This is a genomic window from Burkholderia sp. 9775_39 (genome assembly GCF_015712225.1).
GTDB lineage: Bacteria > Pseudomonadota > Gammaproteobacteria > Burkholderiales > Burkholderiaceae > Burkholderia > Burkholderia cenocepacia.
This window is the reverse complement of record NZ_JACCQC010000022.1, coordinates 1-19,595: the sequence shown is the minus strand read 5'-3', so window position 1 is coordinate 19,595 and position 19,595 is coordinate 1. Positions and strand designations below refer to the sequence as shown.

Sequence of the window (19,595 nt, the reverse complement as noted above, 5' to 3'; positions counted from 1 at the left end):
TCATCTCAGTGCCTCGATCCTCGGCACCCACGCATTCACGCCTCGTTCGATCAGGAAATAGGAATTCAGGAACGCGTTGACCTGTTTCATGTAGGGATCCGGCACATCCATGCCGTTCTGTTCGTCGATCCGGAACACCCGTCCCAACGAGAACGGGTGACGCTCGACGATCTCGCGCTTTTGCTCGGCGTCCATCGTCAACACGAGGTCCGCGCGACGCACCAACCCCATAGCGAGCTGCTGGGCTCGATGCGCGGAAATGTCGACACCTGCACCCGCCGCGACGGAGATGGCCAATTCATGTGCCGGTGCGCCCGCCAGTGCCGACGTTCCGGCCGAGATCACGCTGATGCCCGGCAAGCGCGACCGCAGCAATCCCTCGGCCATCGGGCTGCGGCAAATGTTTCCGGTGCAAACGACCAGAATGTTGCGAATCATTGAATCCCCACCTTTGCTGTCAGTAACGTCATGTCGAAATCCGCGGTCATTTCGCTACGACCGCGCCGGTCAACCCGGCGTTGATCGCAGGCAGCAACAGGTTCAACACGCGACTGAAGCGAACCAACCCGTTGCTATCGACGTAGACGACATCCTTTGGTTGAAGCTCGAACTGGTTCGCGAGCACCATCGCGACGGGCGAGCGAGCATCTAGATGAAAAACCTTTGCTGCGTCGTGGCCACGTTTCCGGATTACGTATATCTGCGTCGCGTCCGCGGTCGTCGCGTTCAGGCTGCCAGCCTGGGACAACGCGTCACTGAGCGATAACCGCCCGTTGCGCTGCGGCACCGCGGTAACGGGCCGGTTCACCTCGCCCATCACGAATGCACCGCTCTCCTCTCGCGCGACAATCTTCAGCACGTCACCGTTCTTCAACAGGATTCCAGACGGGTTCTCGCCATGCTCGAGCATCGACGTGAGGTCGAGCGGGTACGTCGCGCTGCCGCGCACGAGCGTCACGCGGCTTTGATCCGCCGCGCCCGTGAACCCACCCGCGCGGCCGATCGCTTCGTACAGCGTCATCGGCACGTCGTTGATCGGCTGCACGCCGGGGCGATGAACCTCGCCGTCGACATACACCTGCTTCGCCCGATAGGAGGCGACGCGAACGGTCAACTGGGGCTTCACGAATACGGTAGCCAGCTTGGCAGCCAGCGCGTGTCGCAGTTCGTCCACCGTCCGCCCCGCCGCCTCGACACTGCCGACGTACGGAAACTGGATCTTCCCGTCGGCATCGACGGCAAATCCTTGTGCGGGGTCCGATTCGCGTCCCGGGGTGCCTTGTGGCTGCGTGCCCAGTGCCGCGACGAGCTCCGGGTGATCCCAGACAGTGATCTGAAGCACGTCGCCTGCGCCGAGCCGATAGGCACCGGATCGCTCGAACAGCGGCCGATTGCGCGCAATGCGTTCGTCGTCCTCGCTGCGCCGAAGCTGCCGGATCAGGTCGAGATCGATCGCCGCCATGGGAACCTGCACCTCGGCCGCAGGCGCGCCTGCCACGCCGCCCGACATCGGCAGCGCAGCGGGTCCCGTCATGCGCATCCCAGGCGCCGCCGCGCACGCGGACAGTGCGACGCACGCGGCAACGATCGACATGCGCCCGACAAAAAGGCGAGCGTACGCCGCCCTGCCTGCAGAGCATTCCGGCGTCAGTTCCTTCACTTGATCTTCTCCAATTCAATTCGGCCTGTATGCAGTTGCACCGGCGTCAATACGCGTGCTTGTCGACGAGGCTCGTCGCGACCGTTCTCAGGACGATCCGCATATCCAGCGCAAACGACCAGTTGTTCAGGTAATAGAGGTCGTGTTCGACCCGCTGCTGCATCTTCTCGACGCGATCCGTCTCGCCGCGATGGCCGTTGACCTGCGCCCAGCCGGTAATGCCCGGCTTGATCCGGTAGCGCTGGATGTAGCCGTCGACCCGATGCTGGTAGAAGCGGTCGTGCTCCACCGCGTGCGGGCGCGGGCCGACCACCGACATGTCGCCCTTCAGCACGTTCAGGAACTGCGGCAACTCGTCGAGGCTCGTGCGCCGCAGCAGCGCGCCGACACGCGTGATGCGCGGATCGCCGCGCGTCGCCTGACGCACTTCGCCCGGCACGTCGGCGTCGTGCTCGCGCATCGTCCTGAACTTGTAGATCGTGAAGATGCGCCCGTACGCGCCCCTGCGCTGCTGCCGGAACAGCACCGGCCCCGGCGACGAGCACTTCACCGCGAGCGCGATCGCTCCCATCAGCGGCGCGAGCGCGATCAGCGCGAGCCCCGCGAACACGCGATCGAACACGGCCTTGCCCGCCAGCGCCCGCGCCGACAGCGGCGCCGCCACGAGATCGAGCGCGCGGCCGCGAACCGCGCGACGCGGATGGAGCGGCGTGAGATCGGCGAGATCCGGCATGAACCGGATATCCACGAGATCCGTGTCGAACGCGCGAACGATCGCGCCGATGCGGTCGGCTTCCGACAACGGCAGCACGATCCAGATTTCCCCGACATACGCACGGCGCACGCAGTCGACGAACGTACCGAGATCGCGATGGACCTCGACGTCGTCCACGCCGGCTGCCGGCGTGTCGGACAGATCGAAGATCGCCGCCACCGGAAACGGCGCCGCCGCATGGCGGGCGTCGCGGCCCGCGAGCGTCAGACAATGCTCGCGATGCCCGACGAGCGCGACCGGCTTGCGCCGCGTGTTGCGCGCCGCGGCGCGCACGGCAAGCCAGTGCCGCACGGCCTGTGACGCATTCAGCGCGATGGCGGACAACACGAACCAGCCCAATACCCAGCCAAGCTCCGTGCCGGATTGCCAGTCGAGCGCCATGGCGGAAATCGCGCCCACACACAGGGCGACGGCCATGCCTGCCGGCGCGAGCCACAGACGGCGCCACGACAGGCCGCGTTCGGGATCACCGTACAGGCCGATCAGCGGAAGCAGCACCAGCGCACACGCGATCGAAATGGCGATCAGTGCGGAATCGGATCGGCTGGACGAATCGCCGAACCCGCTCCTCGCCGCCCACGCGGTGGCGACCAGCACGCCCGCATCCGCCAGCCGAAACCAGGAAACCTTCCCGCGACCGACGGGCGCGTAACTTGCATGGTCGAAAGATCGCATGACACGTGATCGGCCGTTCGTCGCAAGCGAATCGCGGCGAAACGACGGCGTGCGTTCACGCCGCCCACTCACGCCGGTACGAATCGACTCGGGCCTTATCCTATTATTTAGCAATACAGAACATGACGGATTGAACGTGATCCTCGATCAGCGTCATGAACTGTCAAATATCGGGTTTCAATGACGCGATCCAATGGCCTTCCAAAGACTGTCGCGCCCCGCTCACCGCGGATTCATCTGGAATCGAAACGATGCAGATGTCGATACTGCCATCGCACACCCGTGATTTGAATCGGACCTGTCCTAAACAAATTGGTATAGGAATGCGATCCGTCCTATTTAAAGATGAATGACATTTGTCGGCCAATGATCGACACGAGTCAACCGACTTGCCGACAGTGCACTGCTTCAGACGAGCCCGGACAATGTTGAGTATTGCTTGTGGATATCTCTTTAATTGTCGCTTGCCGCGACGACGCAAGTGCCACGCAATGAACCGGACCGAATCCTGTCGCGCCGACCTCGCTGCATGATCCGATCCACCTGACAAGATCGCGACGATTACGGTATCGAGCCACCCCGATCGACAATGCGTTCAGGTCAAGCGATCGCCACAGCATGCCGGTACGGGAAAAAATCTGCGCTGACGCGCGCGGACATAAAAATCGGACAAGTGAATTAGGACACTCGTACTCGTTCAATATCCACGCATCCGCATCGCGGTGGTCGAAACTGGACGACGTCACGTCGAACAGCGTCGTGATCGATACCGCGAGCACCCAGACCGGCGGCCTCGCGGGTGTCAACGGCGGCTCCATCAGCAACGCGCGTGCAAGCGGCTCGGTGAGTGCGGGCAGCAAGAGCCAGGTTGGCGGCCTCGTCGGCGTCGATCGCGGCAATACGATCATCCGTCACACGTGGTCAACAAGCAGAGTGGCAGCGCAGCGCTCGCGAGTTGGCGGCCTTGTGGGCGTCAACGAGGCAGGCGCACTGATTGCCGATTCAACGCCGTCCGGCATCGTCGGCGGCGATGGATCCGACCTGGGCGGCCTCGTCGCCTGGAATTCGGGCACGATCCGTTCGTCCCTTTCCGGTGCAAACTGAACCTGCCGCAGTGGCAGGGTACGGCGGTTCAGGGCGGCCTTGTCGCGTTCAACTTCGGCAGCGTCGAATCCAGCTCGACCTTCAGTTCCGCGCGCGACGTCAACACGATCGGCTTGAGCTTCGGGAAGGTCGACGGCAAGCACACCAATGGCCCCGTGAAGTAACTTCGGCGCAGCCGACCGACGCACACCGGCCGGATTAGATTCGATCGCGCGTCCGTGCCCGTCGGCGCGCCCGCGCGATCCGTCCGTAACACGTATCCCTGCGTGATCCGAAATACCGGAGCACATCACGGCGCGCGTGGCATCGATCGCATCTTTCGCTCGCACCGGATATACCGCACAGCCGGCTAGCTTTCGCCCAATGCGGTCATGTACTAGTCCTTTCTAAGGGTAATTAGTTCTTGTCCGATTTCCGCGCGACGTCAAAGCGACAAAAATCTAGCGTTTGGCATTCACCCTCCAGTTCGACAGGCAGCGGTGAATCGACGAACCGCCGCCGTGCATCCGGCGCAGATCATTCAGGAAAAGGAAAGGTGAAGCAATGAGGATCAGAATGTCCGCTGCGTATTACGCGTGTCTGGCGATCGGTGCAATCCTGCCGGCGACGGCAGCAGCCGCATCCGATTGTTACATCCAAGATCAAAACGACAACAAGCGCTACACACCGATGGTGGCCCAAATACCCGCTCTCTCGCCCCCCAGTTTCAGCCCGTCCGTTCCTGTCGGCACGGTATTGATCCGGGTGGAACTTCCGTCAACGGGGGAGTCGTTCAAATTGGTTTGTGGCACCGGCATCCGGATCACCACATATACCCGGGATGGCGTTCAAGGTGCATACAATACTTGGCCAACCAACGTCGCCGGGGTGGGCGTGAGAATGCAGTTTACAGGCAGCGTCGGTGGTGGTCGCGGCATATGGTGGCCGTATTCGTACGACACTACTCCGGCTGGGACAAGCCTATTTCCCAGTAGTCGTATATTGCTCGTCGAATTCGTGAAGACCGGTCCGATCAGCGCTGGCGGGTCGCTCTCGGGCGAAATCGGCGCCGCTTGGGCACAGAACATGGCATTCAAATTCCAGTCGTTCCAGGTGGCCGGTAGCGGCATCACGATCACCCCGCGCGTACCGACCTGCAACGTCCGGGAAAAGACGCTCAACGTGCCGCTCGGTGATATTTCGGCCAATCAGGTCTTGCCCACCGTGGGCTCCACGTCGGACGCGAAACCCTTCAAGATCGTGCTGGATTGCGACGGTGGCGAAGAAGGCTCCGTCACGAAAACCTACATGACGTTGACCGACGTGAGCAATAACGCGAACCGCAGCGATACGCTGACCCTGTCGCCCGAGTCGACCGCGAAAGGGCTCGGCGTGCAGATATTGAATGGCACGAAGCTCGTCTCGTACGGCCCCGATAGCAGCGTGACCGGCAATCCTAACCAGTTCTATACGGGAACGACCCAGAACGGCGTGCTCGAGATCCCGCTGAGCGCCCGCTATGTGCGCACCGGCATGGTGCTCGGCGGCTCGGTGACCGCACGCGCTTCGTTCACCATGAGTTATCAGTAAGCTGCGCCCGACGCACCCACCCGGCCGCACTCGTCGGCCGACCTTTTCCGTGTCTTGGTCGCCGTTCGGCTATACGCGCTGGACAGTGGCCCCGGCGCCACGCGAAATCCACTGATCGCGCATGACAGACCGGCGACGGTGGCCTGACTCCTCCGTGGCTGCGTGTCCGCTCGATAATCCCGCTTCGAAGCGAACGCCGACCGGCCGAATGCGGCTGACAATCAACTGAAATACCACCGCCGCTGCCGGTACGGCCTGTCGTACATCGCATGGCAGCGCGTCGATCACGCCTTCAAGCTTCCGCACACCGGGCTTCCCCGCCTCCTCCCGTCGTCCGACTCGTCATTTGGCATGCCGATGCATAGATGATCGATCGATATTGAGATCGACCTGGCCCATATCTCATTTTGTTAGCTTCGCTATCCATATCGAATTATAAAAATTATCGGATAGCGGCCGCCTTTCATCGTGGACTTGCTCCGCATCAGCAACGCTGCGCATGCGATTTTGCGGGAATCGTCAAATACATCTAACAATCCGGCCAGAACACGCACGAATTTCTTTAATTAGTACAAGTACGACTAATTATTAGGCCTCATTCGATCTCGTCCGGTTTTCTCGAATCTCCCGAATTTCGATAATTGATAACGAAATGTAAGGCACTGCTCTCCAACGAATCCGGCGAGTAATGCTTCTGCCTTTCACCTTGTCAACCACTCGTTTGAGATCAAGAAAATGAAACTCGCAACGCGCACTCAAGTCCTTTCGACGCTCCTGGCTGTGGCAGGCCTTGGTCTGGCATCGGCCGCCAACGCAGCAGACGGCACGATCACGTTCACCGGCAACGTCACCGCCGCAACCTGCAAGATCGACGGGCTCGCCGCCGGCGCAACGTCGAACAAGTCGGTGCCGATGCCGACGGTCAGCTCTGGCGCACTGAATGCAGCGGGCGCAGTCGCCGGCCGCACCGCATTCGGTTTCAAGCTGACCGGTTGTGCAGTGGATACCGAATCCAGCAAGGGTAACCCGACGAAGGTTCAGGTCGCATTCGAAAACGCAACGAACGTCACGGCCGACGGCAAGCTGTCGCTCGACAAGGGTACGGCAGATGCACCGGAAGCAGGCAACGTCGTGCTGCAAGTCCTGAACGACCAGCAGCAAGCGATCAAGGTCGGCGCGAACGCTGCCGATCAGAACTCGCAAGTCGTGACGATCGGCGCAGACGGTTCGGCACAAATGAACTTCTTCGCGGAATACCTGGCAACCGGCGCGGCAACGGGTGGTTCGGCGAACTCGAAGGTCCAGTACTCGCTGATCTATCAGTAATGCGTCGCGAGGCCCGCTTCGCAGCGGGCCTCGTTTTCCGCATCGCCTCTCTCCCTAAAACTACTAGAAGCCGCCATGAAAATCATCAGAGCGCTCCAGTCCATTGCGCTGATCTCTACTCTGGTCGCCTCGCAAGCCCATGCGAGCGTGGTGATCTCTGGCACGCGTGTCGTCTTTCCGAGCAACGAGCGCGAAGTAACCATCAAGCTGACGAACGACGGCAAGACGCCGGCGCTCGTCCAGACATGGATCGATGCGGGCGATCAGAATGCGTCGCCGGAAACGATCAATGTCCCGTTCACGCTCACCCCGTCGATGTTCCGGATGGAACCGAACAAGGGGCAAACGCTGCGCATGATCTACACGAACGAGCCGTTGCCTACCGACAAGGAATCGTTGTTCTGGCTCAACGTGCTCGAGATTCCGCCGAAAGCCAACGACGGCGCCGATCGCAACGAGTTGCAAATTGCATTGCGCACTCGCATCAAGATCATGTTCCGCCCGCAAGGCCTGGCCGGTGAAGCACACACGGCACCTGGCCAGGTGCGCTGGCAGGTCGCGCCCGGCAAGCAGGGTAGCTATGTGCTGAAGGCCACGAATCCGACGCCTTACGTCGTCAATATCGGCAGCATCCTGCTGCACGCGAACGGGCAAAAGTACGACGCCGGCGCAGGTTATGTGTTGCCCCGTACCACGCAGGAATTTCCGATCGCCAACCTGCACGCCATGCCGGCTGCCGGTGCAAAAGTGCAGTTCAACAGCATCAACGACTGGGGCTCGTCGGCCAACAACGAGCAGCCGCTGTCGGTTCAGCCGTAACACAGCGCGAACACGCCCCTGATCACCGGCGAAGCGAGCCTTCAGGCTCCGCGCGACAGGGGCGATCAAGCTGATCGCCAACCCACCCGTTTTTTTCTTCATTTGATGCCGCCTACCAGGCAGGCATCAACGCATGCATCGCGTGTGTGTGCCCTGCCGATACACATGCGCAATCTCAACTGGAGTGCCGGGGAATATGATTTCGCCGATTCAACGTTCGTGCGTCGATGTGTCCAGCCCGCCACGGCTCAAACCCGTCTACGCGCTGGTGCTGTCGAGTCTCGCCGCATGGTCGACCGAAGGCCAGGCGGATGCGCTGGAGCCTGCCCAGCCCGCCGTCGAGCGGATTCAACTCGCACAGACCGATTTCGCCCAGGCGACGTTCGACCCCGGCTTCCTGAACAACGGCAGCGGGCAAGCCGTCGACCTCTCGCGCTTCTCGCGCGGCAACGTCGTGCAACCCGGCACCTACAGTGTCGACCTCGTGGTCGGCAGCGACTGGATCGGCCGCTACGACATCACGTTCAACGGCGCGCCCGGTACACCCGACGCGCAGCCCTGCTTCGACGAGAAGCTGCTGCGACGCATCGGCGTCGATTTCCAGAAGCTGCCGCCCGAAACCGTCGCCGCGATCGCGGTCAAGGGCGAATGCCGGCGGATCGGTCAGATCGTTCCTGAAGCGAGCGTCTCGTTCGACTTCAGCGAACAACGACTGACGCTCAGCATCCCGCAAGCGTCGCTCGTGAATCATGCACGCGGTTACGTCAGTCCCGATCAGTGGGACGAAGGCGTGCCCGTCGGCATGCTCGACTACAACCTGAACGTCTACAGCTCGAAGGTCCGCGACTCCAGCGCCGATACGCAGGCCTATCTGGGCCTGAACGGCGGCTTCAACATCGGTAACTGGCATTTCCGCCACCAGGGTTCGGCCACGTGGTCGCAACGCGGCGGCAGCAAGTACCAGGATATCTCGACCTACGTGCAGCGGGATTTGCCGTCGCTGTCGTCTCAGTTGGTGATCGGCGAGACGTTCACGTCCGGCGAACTGTTCGATTCGACGCAGTTCCGCGGCGTCCGGCTGTCCACCGACGATCGCATGCTGCCCGATTCGCTGCGCGGTTATGCACCGATCGTGCGCGGTGTCGCGAACTCCAACGCAAAGGTCACGATCCGCCAGAACGGCATGACGATCTACGAGACCACTGTCTCGCCCGGCGCGTTCGAGATCCGCGATCTGTATCCGACCGGCTACGGCGGCGACCTGCAGGTATCCGTTACCGAAGCCGATGGCTCGGTGCATTCGTTCTCCGTGCCTTACGCCGCCGTTCCGCTGTCGCTGCGACCCGGCATCCAGCGTTACAGCTTCGTCGCGGGCACGTTACGCAACCAGCAGAATTCCAGCAATCCGCTGTTCGCGCAGGCAACCTATCAGCGCGGCCTGACGAACCTGCTGACCGGCTACGGCGGCGTGACCGTCGCCGCCGGCTACGCATCCGCCATGCTCGGTGCGGCCTTCAACACGGAACTCGGCGCGCTGGGCCTCGACTTCACGCAGGCCACCACGTCGATTCCGGGCCTCAAGCGCTTCAACGGGTCGAGCTTGCGGGTCAGCTACTCGAAGTCGATCGCACCGACCGGCACCGACGTGTCGATCGCGGCCTACCGTTATTCGACGAGCGGCTATTTCAACCTCAACGACGCGATGAGCGCGCGCGACGCGGTCCGTATCGGCTATCCGGTCGACACGGTCTGGCGGCAACGCAACCGCGCGTCGCTGATGCTCACCCAGCGGCTCGGCGAAAAGGCCGGCCAGCTCAGCCTGACCGCGGCTGCGGCCAACTACTGGAATCGTCCGGGTTCGGACGTCGACTATTCGGTCGGCTACAACAACTCGTTCCGCAATATCTCGTACAGCCTGTCCGCAACGCGCCAGCGCAACTTCGGCGGCGACATGAGCACGCTCTACTACGCGAGCGTGACGATTCCGTTCGGGCGCACGCGGCCGACCACGCTCACGAGCAACGTCACCCACGACACGCGAGGCCGCACGCAGGTTCAGTCGATGCTGTCGGGCTCGCTCGGCGTCGACAACGATCTGGCCTACAGCGTCTCGGCGAACCATACCAATGGCAATGGCGATTCGAGCACCGACGGCAACGGCAACCTCACGTATCGTGCGCGCTTCGCGGAACTCAGCCTCAGCGCGGGCGGCAGCTCGAACTACCAGCAGGGCTCGGTCAACATTCGCGGTGCGGCGGTTGCCCACCCCGGCGGCATCACGCTGTCGCAACCGCTGTCGGAAACGTTCGGCATCGTCGAGGCGAAGGGTGCAGAGGGCGCCCGCGTCACGAACGCATCGGGCGTACGCGTCGACAGCCGTGGCTATGCGATCGTGCCGTTCCTGACGCCGTACAACCTGAATACGGTCGAACTGGATCCGAAGGGCATCTCGATGGATGTCGAGCTGAAGGAAACGAGCCAGCAGGTTGCACCGCGTGCAGGCGCCGTGCCGTTCCTCAAGTTCGACACCGATACCGGCCGCTCCGCCGTGATCCTGGCCCGCAAGGCAGATGGCACCCCGCTGCCGTTCGGCGCGGCTGTCACGGACGAAGCAGGCAAGGAACTCGGCCTCGTCGGGCAGGGCAGCAAGGTGTTCGTGCGCGGCCTGAAAGACCACGGCGAACTCGTCGTCAAGTGGGGCAACGACAGCCGCTCGGTCTGCCGGCTTGCGTACGACCTGCCGGTCAAGGCAAGCCGCCGCAAAGCGACGTCTTACCAGCAGATCACCAGCATGTGCCGCCCCGGCACGCTCTGATTCGCCGCTTCACATGCAACAACGCCCGCTATCGCGGGCGTTGTCGTTTCCGGCGGGCCGTCATGCAAACGTATCGACAACGCGCCCATGATTCAAACGTGCGTCATGCCGCGTCAGGCACGGGCATCCGCCAGGCGGCTCAGTGCCGCGTCGATCTCGCGTCGGAAGCCCGGCCAGTTCGCCATGAATGCGGCCAGTGCGTCGTCGCGCGCCGCGGCTGCCTCCATCTCTGCACAGGCATCGCGCGCCGCGTGATCGCCGGCCAATGCGAAACCGCCTCGCATCGAATGCAGTTCGACACCGATCGCCGCCGTATCGCCGGCGGACCGGGCGGCCTCGAGCATGTCGAGCGAATGCAACGTGGCCTCGCGCAACGTGCGGCGAATTTCATCGGTGACGACGAGCGCCGCATGCTGCGCATGCGTGCCAACCACGCCGCCGTGCTTGCTGCCATGCCGCCGCAACACCGCGTCGAGCGCATCGATCGACAGCGGCTTGAGCACCACCTCGGCGGCCCCCGCCTGCGCGCAACGCCGGTAGTCCTCGTCCGTCGCGTGCGCGGTCATCGCGATCACCGGCACCGTCGCACCTTGCTCACGCAGGAAGTTCGCGAGTGCAAAACCGTCGAGTTCGGGCATGCCGAGATCGGTCAGCACCAGGTCGAACGGTTCACCAAAATACGCGCGCATCGCCTCGATGCCGTTCGTCACGATCGTTGCGTCGTGGCCGAGCGCCGCGAACTGGTCGCGCAGCAACGCGCGGCTGGCCGGATGGTCTTCCGCCACCAGGACGCGCAACGCGGAGATATCGTCGTCCGCGTGAGCGGCATCCGGCGCCGAATCGTCATCGGCATGGACGACCCGCCAACCGGCCGCCGCTTCAGGCAACGGTAGCGCGGCCACGAATGTCGCCCCCTCGCCAGGCCGGGTGTCGACCGTCAACTCGCCATGCATCGCTTCCGTGATGCGGCGGCACAGCGGCAACCCGAGCCCGGTCCCGCCAAAGCGGCGGAAGATCGACGGATCGGCCTGGATATAGACATCGAACAACGTCGGCAATGCCTCGGGCGGAATCCCGACGCCCGTATCGCGCACCGCGATCTCGACGCATCGCGTGTTCTCCTGATCCACGGTCACCCGCGCGTCGATCACGACGCTGCCCTGCTCGGTGAACTTGATCGCGTTGCTGACCAGGTTGGACACGATCTGGCGCAGCCGGGTCGGATCGCCGACATAACCGTCCGCGAGGTCCGGCGCAATCCGGCATTCGAGCATCAGGTGCTTCGCATCCGCGAGCGGCCGGAAGATCGCGACGACATCGCGCAGTACGTCGCGCACGTCGAACGGCACATGCTCGAGCACCATCTGGTTCGATTCGACCTTCGACAGGTCCAGCACGTCGTTGATCATGCGCAGCAGCACGTCCGACGACGACATGATCGTCTTGAGCCGCCGCGCTTCCTGAGGGGGCAGCGCCGCGCGCTCCATCAGCTCCAGATTGCCGATGATCGCGTTGAGCGGTGTCCGGATCTCATGGCTCATCGTCGCGAGAAACGTCGATTTCGCGCGATTGGCATCGTCGGCCGCTTCGCGGGCCTCGCGCAGCTTGTCCTCGACCTGCTTGCGGGCCGTGACGTCGTTCAGCGTGCACAACAGCACGTCGGCGCCGCGGTATCGCGTGCGCAGCACGTTCACCGCAAGATACGTCATCCCCTGCCCGGCCAGCTCGACCGCCAGCTCCTGCGTCACGACGGCGGCGCCGTGCGCGCGCGCGCCGAACGCCTGCCAGATCCGCTTGCCGAGCGGTGCTCCGGAAGTCGCTTCGTCGTACGTGCGCATCGTGTCGTTGCGCACCATCGTCTCGCCATCCGCTACCGACAGCAGCATCAGCCCGGCCGGCGCCGCGCGGATCAACGTCCGGTTGAGCGCCTCGCTCTCGATCAGCCGGACCGTCCGGCGATTCGCCGGACGCAGTGCACGCCGGTCGAACGTCACGATGGCCACCCACAGCAGCACGATGGCGATCAGCGCCAGCCCGAGCGCGGCGCTCACGCGGAAAATCGTGGCCTTCACGACACTGCGCCACGAGAACGTCGTCACCATGACCAGGCTCGAACCCGGTAGACGGTCGCTGATGACGAACCGCATGCCGCCCCGGTTCACGACCACATGCTCGCCGAACGGCGAGCGCACGCTGTTCAACCGCTGCTCGATCACGGCAGGATCGCGCAGCGTTCCGATCGCGATATTGCCGCGTCCGTCGATGATCGCCGTATCTTCATCGCTCGACTGCGGCGCGAGGATATCGGCAAGCTCGAACGGACCGTTCATGACCAGCCATGCGAACGGCTGGCCATCCCAGCCGTCCAGGCGCCGCGCGAACCGCACGACCTCGTGCCCGACCACCGGATCGAAGCGACGGTCGAGCATGAAGACCCCGTTCGGAATACCCCATTTCTGTTTCTCGGCGCCGGTCGGCATCAAGGCCGCCACCAGCGACGGCAAGTCCTTGTCCGCCTGAAGATCGAGCCCGCGCGCATGCGCGACGAGCGGCTGCCCGAACGCGGCGAGAAAGTGGCCATCCAGGCCGATCAGATAGGCGCCGACCGGTTCGACGCCGGCGATTTGCAGCGGCGGCGGCCCGACAGGGTCCATTCGCCCGATCACAGCCGCCAGATAGCGTGCGTACGTCGCAGCCGGGCGGTCTGCGGACACGTCGGCCAGCGCGAGCACCCGGTCCGCACCGCTCGCGCTGTGCCAGACCAGCCTGCCGCGACCCTCGTCGAATTGCCGAAGCACGTCCGGGTCGATCGTTTCGCCTCGACTCCAGAGCCGCTCGATCGGCGCGCCGTAGGCCGTCAGCATCGCATCCGCCGTGTTCGTGCTGGCATAGAACTGCGCCTCGCGCTGCAGAAAGGTCGAGCGCGCCTGCGCAAGATAATCGTGCACATCCAGCCGCACGATGAGCGCCGCGCACACGAGGACGAACAACGTGATCGCTGCGCCGCCGCCGTATAGCAGCCACAGCTGCTGGCGCCGGACGCGGCTCGGATCGAACGGCCTGCGCGCGGCTTCAGCGGCCTGCGCAACGAGTGTTTTCAGTGTGGATGGCATGGGGTCCCCGGGTCGGCTCATGCCGGCGAATCGTCGATGCGCGGCGCTGTGCCCGTCTGCTATTCAGTCCCTCCCGATTCCTCGGGCAGGTGTCCTTCGCTCGCGTAGCGGATCAGGTCCACGTCGCGGATGATGCCCAGCTTCTTCATCGCGCTCGACTTCTGCGAACTGATCGTCTGCTTGCTGCGGTGCAGTTGCGTCGCGATCTCGCCGACCGTGTAGCCCGCGCAATACAGCCGCACGACCTCGATTTCGCGGTTCGTCAGCGGCCGCGTGCTCGGCGCGATCTCGCTGTTTTCGAGCAACTGCTTGATGAATGGCGACAGGTAATTCGCGCCGACGAACGCGGCATGCACGGCGCCGACCAGGTGCGAAATGGCATCCGACTTGCTCAGGATGCAGCTCACGCCCTGCTTCTGGATGGCGCGCAGCACGCTCGGGTTGTCGAGCATCGTGATCGTCACGAGGTGAAGCGCCGGAAAGCGGCGCTGGAGAAACGACAGCAGCGCCAGGCCATCGCCGAACTTGCCGCCCGGCATCACGTAATCGACGACGAGCACGTCGCTCTGCTGCTCGTCGAGCATGGCCACCAGGTCGGTCGAATTCGCGACGGTTCCGAGCAGCTTGATCGTGCTGCTTCCCGACAGTGCCTGCGACATTCCGAGCGCGGACGACGGATGATCATCCGCCACGATCACACGCACAAAAAATTCATCCATGACTTCATTTCTCCCCGATACGCGCGGCGCGGCCCTCATGCCTTGACAGGACGATACTCGGCTGCCGCGCTCGACACGGACAGCAGACCGTGCCCGGCAAGCCGGATCGTGTTTGTCACATTTTAAGGTAACTGTCGGAGCCGGCGTCAGACCGGCCATTCGACACCGCAACATACCGTGCGCGTTGGCGTTTTCATGGTGGACCGGATCGCTTCCGGTTCGTCGGGGTGGACAGCGCGCGCCCTCCGCGTCAAGCCCGACGCAACCGGCCGGGATGGCTTGCCCTGCCTGCCGGCCCCGACGCGCTATCGCTTGACGATCGGCCCGTCGTGTTCGTTCGCCGCCCGTTGCCACTCGATGACCGCGCGCCGCTTCTGCGACGGCGACATCATCATGAACTCGTTCAGCATCGTCAGGAAGTCCCGTCGGGACTTCTCAGGCAGCGTCGCGAATCCCAGCAACAGTCCGAACACCTTATCCATGTGGCGCACGGCTCCCTCCTTTTCTTCTTCAGTCGTTATCGCGATGCATCGGAGCGATGCGCCGCGTCTGCCTTTCTTTGTTGCGTAGGTATGGTTTTCATTGTGTCCCTGCCGCCTGCAAATCGATGCCTCGCCGCCGGGCGATGCGCGCGAGCGCACGACGCAGGTCGGCCAGCATCACCGGCTTGGTCAGTACGCATTCGACATGCGCCGCCGCATAACGGCGCGCCTCCTCGGGCGCCAGATGCGACGCGACGACGATCACGTCGCACGGCAGCTCCCGCTCGAACACGGCCTCCGCCAGCGCGGCCGCCCGCATGTCGGGCAGGTCGGCGCCCAGCAGCAGCACGTTCCACGCACCCAGCGCCAGCATGTCGAGCGCGTCGCTGGCAAGCCCCGCACTGCCGGACGGGCAGCCCAGCACGTCGAGCTGCTCGCGAAATATCGAGCCGTTGACGGCCGCGTCGTCGGCCACCAGCACGCGCAACACGCGCGGGCCGTGGCCAAGGGCCGACCCGCGACCGGCATCGAGGGCGGTGCTCGGCGGGCCGAGCCGCTCGCGACGGGCGACGCCTGCGGCCGTCATCGCCACGCGCAGCCCGCTGAGCGAATAACTCGACACGCGGATCGTGCGGCCCGCGACGTCGGGGTGCAACGGGCCGTCCGGCGTGGCCAGCACGATCGACGTGCAGCCGTCGAGACTGTCGAGCTCGTCACGCCGCCAGCGGTCCGAATCGCCGAACAGCACGATCGCATGCGCCTGCGCGACACATCCGGCCGCGATGCCGATCGGGCTCGCATGCATCGCGACCTCGAAGCCCCATGCGCGCAGATGCGGAAATGCAAACGCTCGCCATGCATCGTCCGGCGACACGACGATCAGCGTGCGCCCGACGAAAGCATCGAACGGCGTTTCCGCCGTGATGCTCATGCCGAGCGGCAAGCGCACGGTGAAGCGGCTGCCGACGCCGGGCGTGCTGTCGACCGCGGTCGTGCCGCCCATCGCGCCGACGAGCCGGTCGCACAGCGCAAGACCGAGCCCCGTGCCGCCATAACGCCGCGTGATCGACGCATCGACCTGCGAGAATGGCTTGAACAGCCGCGCCTGCTGCGCGGCGTCGATCCCGATGCCCGTATCCTCGATGCTGATCGCGATCTCGGCCGCACCGTTCGCATTGCAGCCGGTGGACACGCGCGCGACGACATGCCCGGTGCTCGTAAACTTGATCGCGTTGCTCAGCAGATTGGCCAGCACCTGCGCGAGCCGGGTCGGATCGCCCCGCATCCGCTGCGCGCCGTTCGCGTCGATATCGGCGAACAGCGACAGGCCCTTGGCCTTCGCGACGGGTGCGAACGCGGCGAGCTCGCGCCCGATCACCGCGATCACGTCGAACTCGATCGACTCGACCGACATCGCGCCGGCTTCGATCTTCGAGAAATCGAGGATGTCGCTGACGATCGCGAGCAGCCCCTCGGCCGACGCGCGCACGGTCTGCACGCGGCTCTGCTGCGATGCGTCGAGCGCGGTGCGTTCGAGCAATTCGAGATTGCCGAGGATCACGTTCAGCGGCGTGCGGATTTCATGGCTCGTCGCGGCAAGGAACGACGACTTCGCCGCATTCGCCGAATCGGCCGCGCGCACCGCTTCCTCGAGCGTATGCACGAGCCGGTGCTTCGTGCTGACGTCGGAGATCGCGGCGACCAGCACGTTTTCGCCCTGGTAGCGCGCGCCGCGCGCGATCACTTCGAGATGCACGGGTGCGGCGACGCCTTCGTCGAGCACGAGCTCGGTCTGCATCGTGCCGCCCGCGCCGGCGTTCGCGACGAACGCGTCGTACTTCGCCAGCACCTGCCCGGACAGCGCGCGATGACCGCCGTCATGCGACGGAATCATCTGGGCCAGCGCATCGCTCGCGAGCATCACGCGGCGGTCGGACAGCGACACGAGACCGATGCCGACGGGCACCATCCCGATCACGCTACGGCACAGGTCCTCACTGTCGAACACACGCGCGGAACGCGCATAAACCGGCACGAGCACGCGCCGGTAAAACAGCACGAGCAACAGCCACATCACCGCGATCGCAAGCAGCGACGCCGCGACGAGCGCGCCGGCCCGCACGCCGATCGCGGCGGCGACGTCGGCCCACGACAGCGCATAGGCGATGGTCCAGCCGGTTGAGCCGAGCCTGCCGCGGAATACGATCATGCCGTCGCGGAACATCGCTTCGCCGGACGCCACCTCGCCGTGCGCCACATCCAGCCCGAGCAGGTGCGCGTCGAGCGCCGGCGTGCGCGCGACGTCGGGATCGACCGCGATGAGCCGGTTGTCGGCCGTCGTGATGAAGAACACGCCGGCGACGTTGCGGCCGGGCAGCCACGACAGCAGGTATTCGGGCGCGTATTCCGTCACCAGCACCGCGAACGGCCGGCCGTCGTCGCGCGCCTCGGCGGCGATCCGGATGCGGCGCTGCCCCGTGACCGGATTGATGTACGGCGGCAGCCAGTGCACGTGCGGCCGGCCATCCTCGCCAAGCGGCGGCCCGTCGGCGAAATCGATGTGCAACGCATCCAGCACGCGCGCACGCGCGTCGGTGGTCGCGAGCACCGGGTTGTCGCGCGACAGGTGCGGCACGATGCCGAACAGCCCCGTGTGCGTGCTGTAGTGGTACCCCTCCAGCGTGCGCCCGCGATTGATCGAACTCGCCGCGCAGATGCGCGACAGCAGGAAGGACAGCGCGAGATAGCGCGCGACCTCGTCGCGCTGCGTCGTCTGCCCCGGCACGCCGACCACGAGCGACGGATAGGGCGTGATCGCGATCTGCTGGCCGTGGTCGAAAAAATCGTTCACGACGGCGGCGGGCGCCGCGTCGAGTTCACGCCAGATCAGTTGCGTGTTCGTGACGCCGTTGCGAAACGACGTCTCGCTCACCTGGATTTCGTCGACCGCTTCCTCGACACCATTCAGGAAGTTGCGCCGCTCGCTGTCCAGATGGCCGTAAACGATCGATGCGATCCCGAGCCCGCAGGCGATCAGGATCAGGATCGTGACGACGATGGCGCCACCGAACATCGAAATGCTCTGATAGCGCCGGATGGACTGAAGCGTACTGTACGGCATGGCGTGTCGCGACGGCACGTCGGGTTCGAAAGTCGAGCGAATGCCCGGCCCGAATGGACGTCACGATGGAAACAAACGGGATGAAGGTGTCCCGATCATGCCAAACGACACGGACGAAATCAGTCGTGTACGGTCGTTTTAGTACAAGTCTGACTTATTTGATTGTTTGTTTTGAACTTGACCGATTCTTGGTCGTGGATTTTCCGGGTGATCGTATCCGACCCGTCACGACAGACCGCCACCTGGCGGCCTGTGTGCGAACGAAATACCGCCGGCAAGCCGGCGGCAAAAGATGCAACCGCGTATCACGTGGCGCACCTGAGGCACTCGATTCGACGCGCGCGGATCGTTCACGAACTCACGACCTGCGCGTTGCCGCGGTACGGGGCGCCCGCTCAGTTCTGCGTGAGCGGATTCAGCGTCGTGCACAGGAAGCCCGTGCAGTTCTTCGGCGTGAAATAGAACGACGCCATCACCGGTGCGGGGCTGCCGAGCGCGATGTCGCCCAGATACGCGGTACCCTGCGCGCCGAACGTATTGGCCTGCTGCACGAAGCTCGCGCCGGTCGACTGGATCGTGGCCGACTGGTACGAGAAGGTCGGCGACTGCGTCTGGTCCTTCACGTAGACCCACGACGTCGCGGTGCCGAATACCATCGCGCCCTTCGCGCGATAACCCTTCGCCCCTTCGCTGTTGGCCTGTGCGATGAAGTCGTCGACGGTCGAGGTCGACGTCAGCGCGTCGTACGTATAGGTCGCGTTCGACGCGTTGTTCTTCATGTACACGTTCGCCTGCACGGCGCCCACCATCATCGGGCCGACGAACCAGTAGCCCGACTGGCCCTGACCGTTCGCCTGCGCGAGGAACGCGTTGACATCGGCCGGCTGGCCCGTCGCCGTATACGTGTAGGTGGCGGACGAACCGCCATCCTTGCGATAGAGATCGCCGTACGTGAGCGGCCCTTCGTAGCGGTAGCCGCTCGCCCCTTGCGCGTTGGCCGCATTGACGAAGGACGTCATGTCGGCCGGCGCCGTCTGCAACTGGTACGTGTAGGTCTGCGCGGTGCCGTCGTTCACGAAGACCGACTGCGTTCCGCCATTGCCCGCAGTGTAGAAGGAGTCGCCCAGATAGCGATAGCCCTTCGCGCCTTCGTTGTTGATCAGCGTCAGGAAACTCGCGCGATCCGTCGCGGCCGGCTGCGCCTCGTAGCGCCACGTCAGCGTGCTGCCGCCCGAGCCACTCGAACCGCCGTTGCCGCCGTTGCCGCCGGAGCCCGTGCCGCCCGAACCGGTGCCGCCCGTCCCGCCGCTGCCGCCGTTGTTGGTCGTGCCCGATCCGCCGGACGCCGCGGGCGAGGAATTGTCGTCGCCACCGCCGCAAGCGGTCAGCGCCAGGCAGGTCAATGCAATCAGTGCAA

General features: G+C 64.2%; 13 protein-coding genes. 5 read left to right on the top strand and 8 right to left on the bottom strand.

Annotated features, from left to right (window positions below):
* The 3 genes from H0X90_RS25880 to H0X90_RS25870 all read right to left on the bottom strand — a co-directional run bounded on the left by H0X90_RS25880 (window position 1) and on the right by H0X90_RS25870 (window position 3,032).
* A complete protein-coding gene (locus H0X90_RS25880; RefSeq protein ID WP_077189242.1) occupies window positions 1-438 on the bottom strand; it encodes a low molecular weight protein-tyrosine-phosphatase in 438 nt (145 codons plus the stop codon).
* Window positions 439-484: 46 nt separating this feature from the next.
* The gene (locus H0X90_RS25875; protein WP_077189243.1) at window positions 485-1,594 is read right to left on the bottom strand and encodes a polysaccharide biosynthesis/export family protein; all 1,110 of its coding nucleotides are present in this window, start codon (window positions 1,592-1,594) and stop codon (window positions 485-487) included.
* A 112-nt stretch (window positions 1,595-1,706) separates the two neighbouring features.
* A complete protein-coding gene (locus tag H0X90_RS25870) occupies window positions 1,707-3,032 on the bottom strand; it encodes an undecaprenyl-phosphate glucose phosphotransferase (protein ID WP_230463861.1) in 1,326 nt (441 codons plus the stop codon).
* 696 nt (window positions 3,033-3,728) lie between these two features.
* On the opposite strand from H0X90_RS25870, the gene H0X90_RS25865 reads away from it, so the two are divergent.
* The 5 genes from H0X90_RS25865 (at window position 3,729) to H0X90_RS25845 (ending at window position 10,743) form a co-directional block, all read left to right on the top strand.
* Window positions 3,729-4,214, top strand: coding sequence for a GLUG motif-containing protein (locus H0X90_RS25865; RefSeq protein ID WP_125346262.1), 486 nt, complete (start codon window positions 3,729-3,731; stop codon window positions 4,212-4,214).
* 555 nt (window positions 4,215-4,769) lie between these two features.
* On the top strand, window positions 4,770-5,783 hold the full coding sequence (locus H0X90_RS25860) for a fimbrial protein (protein WP_171984131.1): 1,014 nt from the start codon (window positions 4,770-4,772) through the stop codon (window positions 5,781-5,783).
* Between the two features lie 780 nt (window positions 5,784-6,563).
* A complete protein-coding gene (locus tag H0X90_RS25855) occupies window positions 6,564-7,109 on the top strand; it encodes a fimbrial protein (protein WP_227745520.1) in 546 nt (181 codons plus the stop codon).
* 75 nt (window positions 7,110-7,184) lie between these two features.
* A complete protein-coding gene (locus H0X90_RS25850; RefSeq protein ID WP_171984132.1) occupies window positions 7,185-7,928 on the top strand; it encodes a molecular chaperone in 744 nt (247 codons plus the stop codon).
* Between the two features lie 196 nt (window positions 7,929-8,124).
* Complete coding sequence (locus H0X90_RS25845; RefSeq protein ID WP_077189249.1) at window positions 8,125-10,743, top strand: fimbria/pilus outer membrane usher protein; 2,619 nt, start codon at window positions 8,125-8,127, stop codon at window positions 10,741-10,743.
* A gap of 113 nt (window positions 10,744-10,856) precedes the next feature.
* Here H0X90_RS25845 and H0X90_RS25840 read toward each other — a convergent pair whose 3' ends face one another.
* The 5 genes from H0X90_RS25840 to H0X90_RS25820 form a co-directional block, all read right to left on the bottom strand.
* The gene (locus H0X90_RS25840; RefSeq protein WP_077189250.1) at window positions 10,857-13,856 is read right to left on the bottom strand and encodes an ATP-binding protein; all 3,000 of its coding nucleotides are present in this window, start codon (window positions 13,854-13,856) and stop codon (window positions 10,857-10,859) included.
* Window positions 13,857-13,915: 59 nt separating this feature from the next.
* Window positions 13,916-14,575: a response regulator transcription factor gene (locus H0X90_RS25835; protein ID WP_077189251.1), complete on the bottom strand. Its 660-nt coding sequence runs from the start codon at window positions 14,573-14,575 to the stop codon at window positions 13,916-13,918.
* Window positions 14,576-14,880: 305 nt separating this feature from the next.
* Complete coding sequence (locus tag H0X90_RS25830) at window positions 14,881-15,066, bottom strand: hypothetical protein (RefSeq protein ID WP_006495876.1); 186 nt, start codon at window positions 15,064-15,066, stop codon at window positions 14,881-14,883.
* 88 nt (window positions 15,067-15,154) lie between these two features.
* Window positions 15,155-18,178: an ATP-binding protein gene (locus H0X90_RS25825; protein ID WP_077189252.1), complete on the bottom strand. Its 3,024-nt coding sequence runs from the start codon at window positions 18,176-18,178 to the stop codon at window positions 15,155-15,157.
* Window positions 18,179-18,573: 395 nt separating this feature from the next.
* Window positions 18,574-19,595, bottom strand: a 1,022-nt coding sequence (locus tag H0X90_RS25820; RefSeq protein ID WP_196438238.1) for a hypothetical protein, incomplete at its 5' end; no start/stop codon positions are given.

Excerpts from the sequence above, each read along its gene's own strand:
- H0X90_RS25880 (WP_077189242.1), bottom strand. The coding sequence starts at position 438 with ATGATTCGCAACATTCTGGTCGTTTGCACCGGAAACATTTGCCGCAGC.
- H0X90_RS25875 (WP_077189243.1), bottom strand. The coding sequence starts at position 1,594 with ATGTCGATCGTTGCCGCGTGCGTCGCACTGTCCGCGTGCGCGGCGGCG.
- H0X90_RS25865 (WP_125346262.1), top strand. The coding sequence starts at position 3,729 with ATGCCGGTACGGGAAAAAATCTGCGCTGACGCGCGCGGACATAAAAAT.
- H0X90_RS25860 (WP_171984131.1), top strand. The coding sequence starts at position 4,770 with ATGTCCGCTGCGTATTACGCGTGTCTGGCGATCGGTGCAATCCTGCCG.
- H0X90_RS25850 (WP_171984132.1), top strand. The coding sequence starts at position 7,185 with ATGAAAATCATCAGAGCGCTCCAGTCCATTGCGCTGATCTCTACTCTG.
- H0X90_RS25845 (WP_077189249.1), top strand. The coding sequence starts at position 8,125 with ATGATTTCGCCGATTCAACGTTCGTGCGTCGATGTGTCCAGCCCGCCA.
- H0X90_RS25840 (WP_077189250.1), bottom strand. The coding sequence starts at position 13,856 with ATGCCATCCACACTGAAAACACTCGTTGCGCAGGCCGCTGAAGCCGCG.
- H0X90_RS25835 (WP_077189251.1), bottom strand. The coding sequence starts at position 14,575 with ATGGATGAATTTTTTGTGCGTGTGATCGTGGCGGATGATCATCCGTCG.
- H0X90_RS25825 (WP_077189252.1), bottom strand. The coding sequence starts at position 18,178 with ATGCCGTACAGTACGCTTCAGTCCATCCGGCGCTATCAGAGCATTTCG.